The sequence below is a fragment of the Streptomyces malaysiense genome (assembly GCF_000980885.2).
GTDB lineage: Bacteria > Actinomycetota > Actinomycetes > Streptomycetales > Streptomycetaceae > Streptomyces > Streptomyces malaysiense.
The window spans coordinates 32415-46481 of record NZ_LBDA02000004.1; the positions used below are offsets into that span (position 1 = coordinate 32415).

Sequence of the window (14067 nt, forward strand, 5' to 3'; positions counted from 1 at the left end):
GGGTACATGGAGGGAACAACGGCAAGAAGGGGTGCGGAGATGGAATGGTGGATCTGGCTCGTCATCGCTCTCGCGGCGGCCGCGGCCCTGGCCGTCTGCCTCCTCTCCGTCCAGGCACGGCGCCGCTCCGGCGGAGTCATCGCCCAGGGCCCCGGGCCGCGGGCCGGAGGAGGACGGCACTCGTGACCGTGTACATGCGGGCCAGTGAGATCATCAAGAAACCCGTGGTCACTCTGGCTGGGGAGGCCATCGGTCAGGTGAAGGACCTGGTGTTCGACTCCTCGACGGGCAGTATCCGATGCTTCACCCTGGCCGGGCGCGGGCTCCTCGCGGGCCCGCTCCACCGTGCGCTGCTGTGGGACAACGTGCACGGTCTGGGGCCGGACGCCGTCATGGTGCGCGCGGACAGCGCGCTGGAGGAGGACGACACGGCCGCCCGGCCGGGCGACGGCGACCGGACCGGGGGCGATGTGCTGGGTGTCGCGCTGACGACCTGCGGCGGCCGGCGCCTGGGCGACATCACGGACGCGGTCGTCGCGATGGGCCGGGCGCCGGTGGTGGCGGGTTACGAGATCTCCACGGCCGAGCAGCGCCGCGTGCTGCTGCCGGTGGCCGGTCCCGTCACCGTCTCCGACGAGAGGGTGCTCGTCCCGGACGAGACCGCACGGTACGAAGCGGCTGACCTGGGAACGTTCGAGGAGGCCGCCGAGAACCTGCGCGGCAGCCTTCGCCGTGCTCCGAAGGAGGGGTGAGCGATGTTGTTCAGCAGCGCCCAGGGCACGGCGGTCATGGACCTCACGACAGCGGAGACGATCGGGACGGTCTCCGCGTGCACCGTCACGCCGACGCCCGCCCGTGTCGCCGGGCTGCGGCTGAGGACCCGGGGCCGCGGACACCACACCCTCGACTGGAAGGACGTCCGGTCGTTCGGCCCGGACGCCGTCGCCGTCGAAGAGGCGGGCCGGATCAGGGACGAGAAGGACATCGGTCCCGGGGATCCCGCGCACGCGGCGCACGACCCCCTGGGAAAGCCGGTGCTGACCGAGACGGGTCTTTGCAAGGGCACCGTCGTCGACGTGGAATTCGACGCACGATCCGGCCGCGTCGTCCACCTGCTGACCACCGAGCAGCGGATTCCCGGCGGCGAACTCCTCGGGGTCGGCGGCTACGCGGTCGTCGTCACGGCCCGGCCGTGACGGGAGGGATGCCCGTGGCCGACGCGAAGCCATGACGGCGCCGGTTGCTGTCCGGAAGCGGTTCGGGGCACGTGTGGATCGGCGCGTCCCCGGGCGGGAAATGCCTGGACGTCATGCCCGAAGGAACGCCGCTGTGACGGCCGGCACCACGTACGCACCGGTCGCCGCACCGGGCGCGCCCGCGTGACCTGGCGCGGAGCGCCCGAGGCACCACGGACCGGCCGGGGCGGCGGGATGCGCGGCAGGTGCGCCGCGGGCTGCCGCCCGTTCCTCCGGTCCGCCGTGCCGCTGTGCGGTGTCGGCGCGACCGGCCCGCTCATCGGCTGGGTGACGCTGACCACGACCCTGGGCCCGACGGCGTACCTGCTCCTCCACTCCGACCACATCAGCGCCCGTCTGCGCAACGCCTGACGGGCCATGCGTCGGCGGTGGCGAGCGGCCTCGCCTGCCTGGCGGCCTTCGGACTGTGGGATCACCCGTCGGTCGTGAGCCGGCACGGCGACACCGCCCGGCAGAGCGTCGCCCAGGCCCTGGCGGTGGGGCTGACCGTCTTCTTCCTCCATCTGGTCGACGCGCATCATCCGCCGGCCGCCGCCACCGCACTGCTGATCACCTCCGGAATCACCCGTCCCGGTCCACCGCTGTACGGCATGCTGACCGACCTGGCCCTCGTCCTGGTCCTCGCCCCTGTTCTGGCCAAGACCCTCCACGGCCCCTCCGGGGTCGACAGCGAGGGCTGAACGCGAGGACAGGCAGCGCCGCGGCGTTCGTCCGAGGGGGCACCCCCGGGCCCGCGGGCGGGCGGGTCGATCTGCCGGACGGTGCCGCGCGGCGCAGAATCGTGATCGGACAGACCCGGCGGGACATCGAACGCGCGATGGGCCGCGATGGGCCGCGAAGGTACGCGAAGGCACGCGAAGGGATCCGACACCGCCCGCCGCGACGAGGAACGGTGACGTCATGCCGCACGGACGACGGTCCGGCCGCACCGGACGGTCCGTCGCCGGCCGGCTGACCGCCTGGGCCGGGAACCGGGTCGGAGGCACGAGGTACCTGGCACCCATCACACTGCTCGCGGCCGTGGTCAGCCTGGACGGAGCCGACAAGGGCACCTTGGCGGTCAACGCGCGCAGCCTGGAACACGCCTTCGGGATCGGCCACACCAGCCTCGGTCTGCTCGCCTCGGTCACCTCCCTGTCCGGCGCGGTCTGCACGCTGCCCGTCGGAGTGCTGACCGACCGGGTCGTACGCGTCCGCCTCCTCGGCGGCAGCATTCTGCTGTGGGCCGTCGCGACCGGGCTGTCCGCGGCCGCGCCCTCCTTCGTCTGGCTCGTCGTGACCCGGGCCGCGCTCGGAGCGGTGACGGCGACGACCGGGCCGACGATCGCCTCCCTCGTCGGCGACTTCTTCCCCGTCTCCCGACGGGCCCAGCTCTACGCCTATGTCCTGATGGGCGAGTTCGTGGGCACAGGCGTCGGTCTCGTCGTGACAACCGCGCTCACCTCCGTCGCGTCGTGGCGGGTGTCGATCGCGTGGCCCGCCGCCCCCGCGCTCCTGCTGGCGTGGTACGTGTGGCACACCCGGGAGCCTCAGCGGGGCGGCCGGCACGTCACGGACGAGGAGGCGGACGGCAGGACGGGCGAACCGTCCTCCGCGACCGACGGGCACGCCACCCCCGACGAGGCCGGACGGGCGGCTCTCGAGAGGGGAATCGCTCCCCGCCGCGACGCGGTTCTGCGGGAGGATCCACGCCGTATGCCCGTGCCACGGGCGTTCCTGTACGTCCTGCGGATCCCCACCGTCCTGATCATGATCACGGCGTCGTCGCTGGGTTACTTCTTCTTCGCCGGCGTACGCACCTTCGGCGTGCTCTTCGCGACCCAGCAGTACGACGTCAGCCGGTCGGTGGCCACCGCGCTGGCCATGGTCGTCGGAGTGGGCGGCATCGCCGGGCTGTACCTCGGCGGTCACGCGGCCGACCGGCTGACCCGAGCCGGTCACCCGAACGGCCGCGTCATCGTCCCCGTGGTGTCGCTGCTCGTCTCCCCGTTGGCACTCGCACCGGCGATCCTCGCCACCTCGCCCCTGGTGGCCGCCCCTCTCCTGCTCCTGGGCGCCGTCACGGTGACGGCCACCAACCCGCCCCTCGACGCCGCGCGCCTGGACGTCGTCCCGTCCGGTCTGTGGGGAACGTCCGAGTCGGCGCGGACCGCGGTGCGCACCCTGGGAGAGCTGTCGGCGCCACTGCTGTTCGGCTACACGTCGGCCGCCCTGTTCTCCAGCCACGGCCTGAGATGGACCTTCCTGATCTTCCTGGCCCCGCTCACCGCCGCGGGACTGCTGGGTGTCCTGGCCCTGCGCACCTATCCCCGCGATGTGGCCACCGCCGCGGCCTCCGACGCCGTCGCCCGCTCACCCGGACGGACATGACGGCTCCGCCGCTCCGGGGCGGCTCGCCGGGGAGATCCCGGCGTCGACCACGGCACAGGCGCGGCCGTCCGCGCGCCGGCCGGGCGCGCCGTTCGCTCGCCGTGGCGACCGCTTCCTCTCGGCCCGCTCGCACCCCGATGGCCGACTTACCGGGACACACGTGTTTATCACGCCCTCTCCGGGACACGCGGCCGGTGGGAACAGGGTGCCGGAATGAACTCCTCCGCCTCCCCCGTGTCCGCGTGGCGCGGGGGAGGCGGGAGGTCCAGTCCGAGCAGCCGCGACGACATCGGTGTCGCATCACGAAAGGCAGACCCATGACGGAGATCCGACCCGCCACCACGAGTGATTCCGGCGCACCGGTGGAGAGTGACGAACACTCGCTCACCGTGGGCCCCGGAGGACCGGTCCTGTTGCAGGACGCCTATCTGATCGAGCAGATGGCACAGTTCAACCGGGAGCGGATTCCCGAGCGGCAGCCGCACGCCAAGGGGAGCGGCGCCTTCGGCCACTTCGAGGTGACGGACGACGTCAGCGCGTACACGAAGGCCGCCCTGTTCCAGCCCGGCACCCGCACCGACCTGGTCATCCGCTTCTCGACCGTCGCCGGTGAGCGCGGCAGCCCGGACACCTGGCGTGACCCGCGCGGCTTCGCGGTGAAGTTCTACACCAGCGAGGGCAACTACGACATGGTCGGCAACAACACGCCGGTGTTCTTCGTGAAGGACCCGATGAAGTTCCAGCACTTCATCCGGTCCCAGAAGCGCCGCGCGGACAACAACCTGCGCGACCACGACATGCAGTGGGACTTCTGGACGCTCTCCCCGGAGTCGGCCCACCAGGTGACCTGGCTGATGGGGGACCGGGGCATCCCGCGGACATGGCGGCACATGAACGGGTACACCTCCCACACCTACATGTGGATCAACGCCGCCGGCGAGCGGTTCTGGGTGAAGTACCACTTCAAGACCGACCAGGGGATCGAGTTCTTCACCCAGCACGAGGCCGACCAGATGGCCGCGGCCGACACGGACTACCACACGCGGGACCTCTTCGAGCACATCCGGGACGGTGACCACCCGAGCTGGACCCTGTACGTGCAGGTGATGCCGTACGACGAAGCGGCAGGCTACCGGTTCAACCCGTTCGACCTCACCAAGGTGTGGCCGCACGCCGACTACCCGCTGATCCGTGTCGGCCGTATGACGCTCGACCGCAACCCCACGGACAACCACGCCCAGATCGAGCAGGCCGCGTTCCAGCCCAACAACTTCGTCCCCGGTATCGGACCGAGCCCGGACCGTATGCTGCTGGCCCGGCTGTTCTCCTACGCGGACGCCCACCGCCACCGCATCGGCGCCAACTACCAGCAACTGCCGGTGAACGCGCCCGTCGTCGACGTCCACAGCTACTCCAAGGACGGGGCGATGGCGTACCGGAACACGACCGACCCCGTCTACGCCCCGAACTCCAAGGGCGGCCCCGCGGCGGACACCGAGCGTTACGGGTCCCCGCCCAGCTGGACGGCCGACGGCGAGATCACTCGCGCGGCCTACGTCTCCCACCCCGAGGACGACGACTGGGGGCAGCCCGGAACCCTGGTGCGGGAGGTCATGGACGACGCCGCCCGGGACCGTCTGGTCGACAACGTGGTCGGACACCTCCTCAACGGGGTGACCGAGCCCGTCCTCGAACGGGCCTTCGCCTACTGGTCCAGCATCGACGAGACCGTCGGCAAGCGCATCGCCGACGGCGTCCGGGCCAAGGCGGACGAGAAGGACCCCAAGGCCGCCGAACAGGGCAACCCGGCGCGGAGCGCCATGCAGCACAAGGCATAGAGGGTCATGGGGGGCTCGGTTCAGCCGGTCCGGTTCCTCCTGCGGGAGCCGGGGCCCGCCGCGGTCGCGCCTGGAGCACCGCGGTGGGCCCGCGGCGGTTCGCCGTCGCCGGGCTGCTCCCGGTGCCGCACCGGAGCGCGCTCCACGCCGGTGCTCGCGCGCCTTCCCGCCGCACGGCACGGCAGGCGACGGGCTCCGGGCAGGTCAGGCGCTCTTCCGCCGAGCGTGCACCCGCCCCAGCTTGCGGCCCACCAGCAGATATCCGATCAACGCGCCCGACGTGTTGAGGATGACGTCGTCCACGTCGAAGGCCCGCCCGGTCACCAGGGCGCCCTGGGCCATCTCCACCAGCAGCATCACGGTCGCGGTCAGCAGCAGCACCCGCCAGATGCCCCTGGCCCCCGGCGCGAGCACCGGCACCAGCACCCCGAACGGCACGCCCAGCAGGATGTTGCCGCCGATCTGCTTGACGGTGTCGCGCATTTGGGGCTGGTCCAGGTAGGCCTTGATGGAGCGGCCGGGGTGCAGATTGCTGTGCACCAGGGAGACCGAAGCGGGGGACGGCTCCAGGGTGATCTTGGCCAGTACGACGGCGAAGGCGACCATGAGGACGAAGGCGCACAGCATCGCCAGCATCCGGACGGGCAGCGGAAGCACGTGCCGACGGCGGACCGGCGTCGCCTCTTCGGCGCGCTCCGCCCCGGTGGCCTCACGGGCGCCGCCCGCCCGCACACGCCGGAAGACGCCGCCACCCCGTCGAGTCCGCGTCTTCGCGAGGCGGTCGCCGTCCGTCCCGGCCTTCGCGGCGCGGTCCCGCGACCCCGTCGCGTCCCGGCCCCGGCGGCCGAACCAGGCAAGGCGACTCGTCCGTGGCGCACGGCCGGGAGAGGCTGTGCGCGGGAACAGTGCGGTGCGGGCCATTCGGTCCTCCAGTCGTCTACGACCCTGAAATGGAAAGTGGTCACCCGTAGGAGACGTGTACGTCCTCGAAGCCGAGGGAGTGCAGCAGACCCTCCAGCATGTCCGTGGTGTTGGTCTCGGCCCGCTCGGTCAGTCCGCTGCCCTTCGCCGCCTCCCCGATGTGGGACACGGCGAGCTTCTGCACGGCGTGCTCACTGTCGGGGTTGTCCGAGAACAGGTCGCCCAGGCGGTCGAGCAGTCCGCGCTGCTTGGAGACGGCGTAGGAGTGGTCGGCGTCCAGGGCCGGCTCACCCAGCCGCGCGTGCGGGAGCCGCAACGTGGCCGACGTACGGTCCTTGTTCACCGTCACGTCCTTGTCGCCGACCTTGCCGAGGTCCACGTACGCCTCCACGGTGCCGGCGCCCACGTACAGCGTGCGGGTGCCGCGAATGGCGGAGGGCAGGTACTTGGCGTCCTTCTCCAGGTCCACGACCACCTGGAAGTCGCCCGAGGCCGCGTCGTAACGGCTCATGTCGTTGATGGACTTGAGGAGAGCGGGACCCGAGCGGTCGTGCGACCGCGTGCCGAGCAGGTCCTTGACACCCGGGAGCACGGCCAGCCTGATCCCGGCGAACAGCAGCGCGAGCACCAGCGCGAAGGCGGCCACCACCTTCGCCCAGCCGGGCATGCGTCTGGGCGGGCGCTTGAGGTCGGTCGACATTCCGGCACCCCTCCTTCCTGCAGTCCGGATGCCCCTCAAAGCTCGCGGCAGACACGCGAGTTGGCGAAAGGTCCCGTTGGCCGGCCTGCTCGAAAAGGCGGAACCGGACGGCGCGAAGTGGGTCCTGCGGCACAAGGCCGAGGCCGAGGCCGAGCAGACGGCACCTACCTGACCAGGGTGGCCGGCGAGTCCACGTGAGGCCCGGGTCCCCGGCCCGGGGCCCGAGCGGGCAGGACGAGCGTCCGGGCGGGACGTGCGGGCGTCCGGGCGGGACGTGCGGGCGCCCGTGCCGGCGGCACCGCGGCGGCACGCGGCGGCGGGGGCGACGCTTAGCAATGGGCCTCGTGGGAAGTCGGGGGGCACGACTCGCCTCCGGGGGACCGTGGGGCGGGGCGGTTTCCGGGCGCGGTTGTCGGCGTTCGGCCGTCACCTAGGAGTGCGCGTGACCGTTCGTATCGGAGTGGAAGAGGAGTTCCACATCGTCGAAGTGGAGACGGGCCGGCTCGCCCCTCGGGCCGCTGCCGTGCTGGAGGGTCTCCCCGGATACGCCTTCACGACCGAGTTGCAGCAGGCGGCCGTGGAGACGAACAGTGGTGTGCATGAGTCTCTTGCCGACCTGTACGACGATGTGACCAGCGCCAGACGCCGGCTCGATGCCGCGGCGAGCGCACACGGACTGGCCGTCGTGGCCGCCGGTACCGTGCCGCTGGCCCGCGCCGCCGACACCCGTCCCACCCCCGGGCGCCGGTACCGCCGTATGGTCGACGACTACCGCATGATCGCCGACGAGCAGCTGATCTGCGGGACCCACGTCCACGTCGACGTCCCCGACCGGGACCTGGCCGTACGCGTCATGTGCGAGGTGTCCCCGTGGCTGCACACGCTGCTGGCCCTGTCCGCCAGCTCCCCCTTCTGGGCGAGCGCCGACACCGGATACGCCAGCTGGCGGACCATGGTCTGGCAGCGCTGGCCCACCGCGGGGCCGCCCGGCTGCTTCGCCGATGCCGCGGAGTACGACGCGGTGGTGCGGGGCCTGGTCCGTTCCGGCGTCATCAGCGACGTGGGGATGATCTACTACGACATCCGGCCCTCCGCCCATCAGCAGACCCTCGAACTGCGCATCTGCGACGCCTGCCCGCGCGCGGAGACGGTCGTGCTGATCGCCGGCCTCTTCCGCGCCCTGGTCACCGACGCCCGTACCCGGCTGGAGGCGGCGGACCCGCCCGCCTGTCCGGGCCGGCACGAGTGGCTGCGCGCCGCCGCCTGGCGGGCCGCGCGGTCCGGCCTGGAGGGCGCCCTGCTCGACCCCGCCACCCGGCGCGAGGCACCCGCGGACCAGGTCGTCCGGGGACTGCTGGGACGGGTGCGCCCGGCGCTGGAGGCCGCCGGGGACTGGGCCACGGTCCGCGGCCTCGCCGAGCGCGCACTCGCGGACGGCAGCGCCGCCCACCGCATCCGCCGCACGGCCCACCACGACGATCTGCTGGCCTGCACCGATCTGGCGATCGCGGAGACCCGGGGCGAGGAGCGCCCGCGCCCGCGGCGCACCGCCCCCGCCCGCCGCGTCGCCTCCCCGGGGCAGGCCGCCGCTTAGCCGGCGGCCGTCCAGGCGGCCCCGCACACGGGCGCCGACCACCGAAGCGCACAGGGAGGACATCGGAGGGCACCCGCGGAACGTCGCCAGCACCCGGACATCCCCTCGTCGCGAAGGAGAGGCATCCCCGTGTCGACCAGTCCCGGCCACATGCCGGTGCGCGGCCTCCCGCGCACCTCGCCGCCGCACTCACCGCACCCGCCGCACCCGCCGTGCACCCCGGGCGACCCGTACGCGCACCGGGGAGGTGGTCGCGGATGTGCGGCCTGAGCGGGGAGATGCGCTTCGACGGCACGCGGCCCGACCTGGCGGCCGTCGAGCGGATGAGCGACCGGCTCGCCTCCCGCGGCCCCGACGGGCAGGGGATCTGGACGCGGGACGCCGTGGCCCTTGGCCACCGCCGTCTGAAGATCATCGACCTCTCGGAGCGCGGCGCCCAGCCCCTGACGGACACCTCGGGAGAGGTCACCGGCGTCTTCAACGGTTGCATCTACAACTACCGGGAGCTGCGGGCGGAGCTGGTCGCCCTCGGCCACCGGTTCCGCTCCACCTCGGACACCGAGGTCGTGCTCGCGGCGTACCGGCAGTGGGGCACCTCCTGTGTCGACCGCTTCCACGGCATGTTCGCGATCGCCCTCGTCGAACACCGGACCGGCCGGCTGGTCCTGATCCGCGACCGGCTCGGCATCAAGCCCCTCTACCTGGCACGGGCCCCCGGGCGGCTGCGCTTCGCCTCCTCGCTGCCCGCGCTGCTCGCGGCCGGTGACGTCGACACCTCGCTGGACCCGGCCGCCCTGCACCAGTACCTCAGCTGGCACGCGACCGTGGCCGCGCCCCGCACCGTGCTGGCGGGGGTGCGCAAGCTTCCCCCGGCCACCGTGCGGGTCGTCGAGCCGGACGGCACCCACCGGGACCACCGCTACTGGCAGCCGTCGTACACGCGCCGCCCCGAGCACACCGGCATGAACGCGGCCGAGTGGCGGGACGCGGTGCTGGACGCGCTGCGCACCGCCGTGCAGCGGCGCATGGTCGCCGACGTCCCGGTCGGGGTCCTGCTGTCCGGGGGACTGGACTCCAGTCTGATCGTGGCCATGCTGGCCGAGGAGGGGCAGCGGGACCTGGCGACGTTCAGCGTGGGGTTCGAGGCGGAGGCCGGTGACGAAGGGGACGAGTTCTGGTACTCCGACCTGGTGGCCCGGGAGTTCGCCACCGATCACCATCAGCTGCTGGTCCCCTCGCGGAGTGTGCCGGCGGCCCTGGACGGGGCGGTCGCGGCCATGAGCGAGCCCATGATGAGCCACGACGTGGTCGCCTTCCATCTGCTGTCCGAGCAGGTCTCACGGAACGTGAAGGTCGTCCAGAGCGGACAGGGCGCCGACGAGGTCTTCGCCGGCTACCACTGGTACCCGCGCCTGGCCGACGCCACCCGCGAGCAGGAGCCGGAGAGGTACGCCGAGACCTACTTCGACCGGCCGCACGGGGACCTCGCCGCCATCCTGCGCCCGGACGTGCTGCCCGGGGAAGACGTCTCCGGCCGGTTCGTGCGGGAGCACATGGCCGTGCCCGGGGCCGAGACGGCGCTCGACGCCGCCCTGCGCCTGGACACCCACGTCATGCTGGCGGACGACCCGGTCAAGCGGGTCGACAACATGACCATGGACTGGGGCCTGGAGGCCCGCGTGCCGTTCCTCGATCACGAGCTGGTGGAACTCGCGGCCGCGTGCCCGCCGGAGCTGAAGCTGGCCGACGGCGGCAAGGGCGTCCTGAAGGAGGCCGGCCGCAAACTCCTGCCGCCCGAGGTGGTCGACCGTCCCAAGGGCTACTTCCCCGTCCCGGCCATCACCCACATGGCCGGACCCGTGCTGGAAAAGGTGCGCGATGCGCTGAACGCCCCCGAGGCGAAGCGGCGCGGCGTCTTCCAGGACTCCTACGTCGCCGCGCTCCTCGCGGCCCCCGACCGACACCGCACCAGGCGCGGAGCCAACGCGCTCTGGCAGGTGGCTTTGCTGGAGATATGGCTGCAGACGCACGGAATCTGACCGCCGGGAACACGGCCGCCCGGAATCCGGTCGCGGAGCCCGCCGCGGACGGCCCGCCCGACGCCGGCACGGCCGGTGCCGGACGGCCCTCCACCTTGAGCCCGGCCGTGCGCACGGACGGGATCGCGGACGGGACCGCCGACCCGCCCCCGGCGGCCTCCGACGGCCTGACCGCCGCCTTCGCCGCGCCCGCCCGCATCCCGCTGCCGGACGCCTCCGGGCCCCGCGACGTGGTGACGCGGCTCATCGCGCACGGCTGCTGGTACCCCTCGGCCGATCCGGCCGGCACCCGACTCGCCTTCATCTGCGACCGGGGCGGCGTACCGCAGCTTTGGACGGGCCCCGCCGACGGCGAGCCGGTACGGCTCCTGGACGACGGCCCGGACCCGGTACGGGAGGTGTCCTGGTCGCCCGACGGCCGCTGGATCGCCTACACCACGGCGCCCGGCGGCGGTGAGCACACCCGGGTGCTGTGCGTCCGCCCCGACGGCAGCGACCGGCAGATCCTGGCCGGCGCCGAACCGGGCAGCTCCGCCCACCTGGGCTGCTGGGCGCACGACGGTTCGGCGGTCACGGTCACCGTCGCGGTCCCCACCGGCCCGCCCGCCGCGCCCTCGTCCGCCGGTTCGGACGCCACGGCCGGCGAGGGCCCCTCCGGCCCCGGCACCGGCCTCGGCCTCTCCGACGGGCGGCTGCCGGACCACTGGCAGGGCCGCGCGGGCGAGACGGAACTTCTCGGCCCGGCCCCCCACACGGACCTCGGCCCGGCCCTGCCGTCACCCGCCGTCACGGTGCGGACGACGCAGATCGGCCCTCCGGGCGGGACCCTCCCGGCCACCGGCTTCGGCGACGGACTCTCGGCGTACCTCGTCGACCCCGACGCACTCACCGCCCCCGTCCTGATCGCCGCCGTGAAGGACGCGGCGACGCTGCGCGTGTGCGACCTCAGCCGCGACGGCACGCTCGCGCTGCTGCGCCGGGGACCGCGCGGCCGGCGCGAGGCGGTCGTGCTGCGCACCGCCGACCATGTGACGACCTGTGTGATGCCGGTGGCCGACGGGGACCCCTGGATCGGCAGCTTCTCCCCCCGAGCGGACACCCTCAGGCTGCGCAGCAACGCCCACCGGGAGTTCGCGGTCCTGCTCGCCGCCGAACTCGACCCGGACGGCCGGCCGCTCGGCTGGTCGACGGTCGCCGCACGCGAGGGCAGCGACCTGGAACTGCTGCGGTACACCCGCGACGGCGCCACCGCCGTGCTCGCCTGGAACGTCCGGGGCATGAGCGACGTGGAGATCCTGGACGCGGGCACGGGCACGGGCACGGGCACGGACGCGGGCACGGGCACGGGATCGGGCACGGACGCGGACGCCCGCCCGGAAGGGGGGACCGGTCCGTCGTCCCGGCACGTCTCCCTGTCCCGGCACGTCTCCCTGCCCCACGAGGTCGTCACCCGCGTCGCGGACGCCGGCTCCCGCCTCGCGCTGGCCCTTTCGGGGTCCCGTCGTCGCCCCGGCATCTGGTGGCTGCCCGACGGGGCGACCCCCGTCCGCACCCCGTGGTCCTCCCGGGACGAGGACGCCGTCCCCCCTGGCCGCCCGCCGGTCCGACCGGTCCCGCTGCGTCCCACCGCCCGGGACGGGCTGCCGCTGAACGGCTGGTACTACCGCGCGCCGGGGCGCGCGCCCGGCGAACCGGCGCCCTGCGTCATCCATCTGCACGGCGGTCCCGAGGACCAGGAACGCCCCGTCCTCGACCCGCTGTACCACGAGATCCTCGGCCGGGGACTGGACATCTTCGCGCCCGACGTGCGCGGCTCCTCCGGCTACGGCCGGTCGTTCGTCGACGCGGACCTGGGGCGGGGCCGGTTCGCCGCCCTCGACGACGTGGCGGACTGCACCGCCCACGCCGTACTGGCCGGTCCGGCCGACCCGTCCCGGATCGCGGTGATGGGCCGTTCGTACGGCGGCTACCTCACCTTCGCCTCCCTGGTCTGGCATCCGGACCTCTTCCGCACCGGCGTCGCGGTGTGCGGGATGTCGGACCTCGCGACGTTCTTCGAGGGCACCGAACCCTGGATCGCCCAGTCGGCGGCCCACAAGTACGGCCATCCCGAGCACGACCGCGAACTGCTGCGGGAACTGTCGCCGATGACCCGCATCGACGCGCTGCGGGCACCGGTGTTCGCGGTGCACGGGGAGCACGACACCAATGTGCCGCCGGGGGAGTCGGAGCAGTTCGTACGGGCGGCCCGCGAGCGCGGTGTGCCCGCCGAGCTCCTCACCCTGCGCGAGGAGGGGCACGATTTCCTCCGCGCCGACAACCGCCGGCTGTTCCGCCGTGCCGCCGCGGACTGGCTGCAACGGCACCTGAGCGGCTGACCTGTCGGAGCCCGTCCGGCCGTGACTCCCGCCCGGCTAACGCGGGTCCCAGGGGCTCGGGCCCGTCCCCTCGCGCCACGCCTCCAGGCCGTCCCGGTCCACGCAGACGATGCCGCACTGCCGCGCGTAGTCGAGCGCGGGCGTGGTGAACTCGCTGGTGGTGACGAGCGCCGCGACGTCGGCCTCGTGGATGGTGAAACAGGTGCCGCCGAAGCGCTGCATGTCCTGCGAGCCCACCTTGTTGGTGTCGCCGTACTGCTTGCACTGGATGACCACGCGCAGTCCCTCCGCCGTGACCGCCACGACGTCCGCCCCCAGATCGCCGGCGCCCCCCACCACCTCCACCTCGCCGCAGCCCTCCCGGACGCACAACTCGGCGATGGCCTGCTCGAATCCGTCGGGGTCCAACTCGGTGTAGGGGTCATGGGAGTCGAGGAGGATCGTGGGCTCCTCGCCGCCGCCGGACGCGGCGACCGTGGCCGACGGCACCTGCGCGGGGAGGCGGTCCTCGGCGTGTCCGGCGTCCGGCACGGCGGCCTGGCCCACCGCCGTGAGCTGCAGGCTGTCCGACGCCGCCTCGGCCCCCGCCTCCAACGCGCGGGCGGCCCGCCGGGCACACCTCCTGGCGGACAGCCTCCCCCGTCCCGGCTGCCAGAGCAGCACCCCGGCGACGGCGAGCACGGCCAGGACGGCGGCCCACAGCGGACGACGCTCGACGACGCCCGCCGCGAGGCGCACCACGGTCGCCAGGAGGCAGACGGCGATCGCGAGCAGTACGAAGAACCAGGTGGTCTTCCGCAGATCGAACCGCCGGTCTCGGCGCACAGGCCGCAGCGGGCGCACCGGTATGGTCATCTGGCTCTCTTTCGGGCAGGGAACGGGGACCCAGGACGTACGGATGCCCGAGATCGCCGGCAACTCCGCGATTCCCGGGCTCTTTCAGGCGGCCAGTACCCGGGTGGCCCCGGCGG

General features: G+C 73.2%; 13 protein-coding genes. 10 read left to right on the forward strand and 3 right to left on the reverse strand.

Annotation, left to right across the window (positions count from 1 at the left end; translation table 11 throughout):
- Window positions 1–39 precede the first annotated feature (39 nt).
- The 7 genes from VT52_RS37750 (at window position 40) to VT52_RS01905 (ending at window position 5464) form a co-directional block, all read left to right on the forward strand.
- The gene (locus tag VT52_RS37750; protein WP_167377647.1) at window positions 40–186 is read left to right on the forward strand and encodes a hypothetical protein; all 147 of its coding nucleotides are present in this window, start codon (window positions 40–42) and stop codon (window positions 184–186) included.
- Window positions 183–752: a PRC-barrel domain-containing protein gene (locus tag VT52_RS01885; RefSeq protein ID WP_046416865.1), complete on the forward strand. Its 570-nt coding sequence runs from the start codon at window positions 183–185 to the stop codon at window positions 750–752. The genes VT52_RS37750 and VT52_RS01885 overlap by 4 nt, the downstream gene beginning before the upstream one ends.
- 3 nt (window positions 753–755) lie before the next feature.
- Window positions 756–1196, forward strand: coding sequence for a PRC-barrel domain-containing protein (locus VT52_RS01890; protein ID WP_046416867.1), 441 nt, complete (start codon window positions 756–758; stop codon window positions 1194–1196).
- A 183-nt stretch (window positions 1197–1379) separates the two neighbouring features.
- Complete coding sequence (locus VT52_RS38390; RefSeq protein ID WP_206306416.1) at window positions 1380–1607, forward strand: hypothetical protein; 228 nt, start codon at window positions 1380–1382, stop codon at window positions 1605–1607.
- Window positions 1608–1624: 17 nt separating this feature from the next.
- Window positions 1625–1936 carry an HPP family protein gene (locus VT52_RS38395; RefSeq protein WP_053055406.1) on the forward strand — a complete coding sequence of 104 codons (312 nt, stop codon included), beginning with the start codon at window positions 1625–1627 and terminating at the stop codon, window positions 1934–1936.
- 220 nt (window positions 1937–2156) lie between these two features.
- Window positions 2157–3626, forward strand: a complete 1470-nt coding sequence (locus tag VT52_RS01900) for an MFS transporter (protein ID WP_046416870.1) — start codon at window positions 2157–2159, stop codon at window positions 3624–3626.
- A gap of 317 nt (window positions 3627–3943) precedes the next feature.
- The gene (locus tag VT52_RS01905; protein WP_046416871.1) at window positions 3944–5464 is read left to right on the forward strand and encodes a catalase; all 1521 of its coding nucleotides are present in this window, start codon (window positions 3944–3946) and stop codon (window positions 5462–5464) included.
- A gap of 204 nt (window positions 5465–5668) precedes the next feature.
- Here VT52_RS01905 and VT52_RS01910 read toward each other — a convergent pair whose 3' ends face one another.
- Together VT52_RS01910 and VT52_RS01915 are read right to left on the reverse strand one after the other, a co-directional pair.
- A complete protein-coding gene (locus VT52_RS01910; RefSeq protein WP_046416934.1) occupies window positions 5669–6121 on the reverse strand; it encodes a VanZ family protein in 453 nt (150 codons plus the stop codon).
- 304 nt (window positions 6122–6425) lie between these two features.
- Entirely contained in the window at window positions 6426–7085 is a 660-nt protein-coding gene (locus VT52_RS01915) for a DUF4230 domain-containing protein (protein WP_046416872.1), read from the reverse strand.
- 442 nt (window positions 7086–7527) lie between these two features.
- On the opposite strand from VT52_RS01915, the gene VT52_RS01920 reads away from it, so the two are divergent.
- From VT52_RS01920 to VT52_RS01930, 3 genes are all read left to right on the forward strand, one after another.
- Complete coding sequence (locus VT52_RS01920) at window positions 7528–8679, forward strand: carboxylate-amine ligase (RefSeq protein WP_046416873.1); 1152 nt, start codon at window positions 7528–7530, stop codon at window positions 8677–8679.
- A 257-nt stretch (window positions 8680–8936) separates the two neighbouring features.
- The gene (locus tag VT52_RS01925) at window positions 8937–10718 is read left to right on the forward strand and encodes an N-acetylglutaminylglutamine amidotransferase (RefSeq protein ID WP_046416875.1); all 1782 of its coding nucleotides are present in this window, start codon (window positions 8937–8939) and stop codon (window positions 10716–10718) included.
- Window positions 10694–13096 (forward strand): prolyl oligopeptidase family serine peptidase, encoded by a 2403-nt coding sequence (locus tag VT52_RS01930; protein WP_079174784.1) that lies wholly within the window; start codon window positions 10694–10696, stop codon window positions 13094–13096. Before VT52_RS01925 ends, VT52_RS01930 begins: the two co-directional genes overlap by 25 nt.
- A gap of 36 nt (window positions 13097–13132) precedes the next feature.
- On the opposite strand, the gene VT52_RS01935 is transcribed toward VT52_RS01930, so the two are convergent.
- The gene (locus tag VT52_RS01935; RefSeq protein WP_206306417.1) at window positions 13133–13951 is read right to left on the reverse strand and encodes a restriction endonuclease; all 819 of its coding nucleotides are present in this window, start codon (window positions 13949–13951) and stop codon (window positions 13133–13135) included.
- Window positions 13952–14067 lie beyond the last annotated feature (116 nt).

Bases quoted from the DNA above. Each gene is read 5' to 3' on its own strand.
- VT52_RS37750 (WP_167377647.1), top strand. From the start codon at position 40: ATGGAATGGTGGATCTGGCTCGTCATCGCTCTCGCGGCGGCCGCGGCC.
- VT52_RS01890 (WP_046416867.1), top strand. From the start codon at position 756: ATGTTGTTCAGCAGCGCCCAGGGCACGGCGGTCATGGACCTCACGACA.
- VT52_RS01900 (WP_046416870.1), top strand. From the start codon at position 2,157: ATGCCGCACGGACGACGGTCCGGCCGCACCGGACGGTCCGTCGCCGGC.
- VT52_RS01905 (WP_046416871.1), top strand. From the start codon at position 3,944: ATGACGGAGATCCGACCCGCCACCACGAGTGATTCCGGCGCACCGGTG.
- VT52_RS01915 (WP_046416872.1), bottom strand. From the start codon at position 7,085: ATGTCGACCGACCTCAAGCGCCCGCCCAGACGCATGCCCGGCTGGGCG.
- VT52_RS01925 (WP_046416875.1), top strand. From the start codon at position 8,937: ATGTGCGGCCTGAGCGGGGAGATGCGCTTCGACGGCACGCGGCCCGAC.
- VT52_RS01930 (WP_079174784.1), top strand. From the start codon at position 10,694: ATGGCTGCAGACGCACGGAATCTGACCGCCGGGAACACGGCCGCCCGG.
- VT52_RS01935 (WP_206306417.1), bottom strand. From the start codon at position 13,951: ATGACCATACCGGTGCGCCCGCTGCGGCCTGTGCGCCGAGACCGGCGG.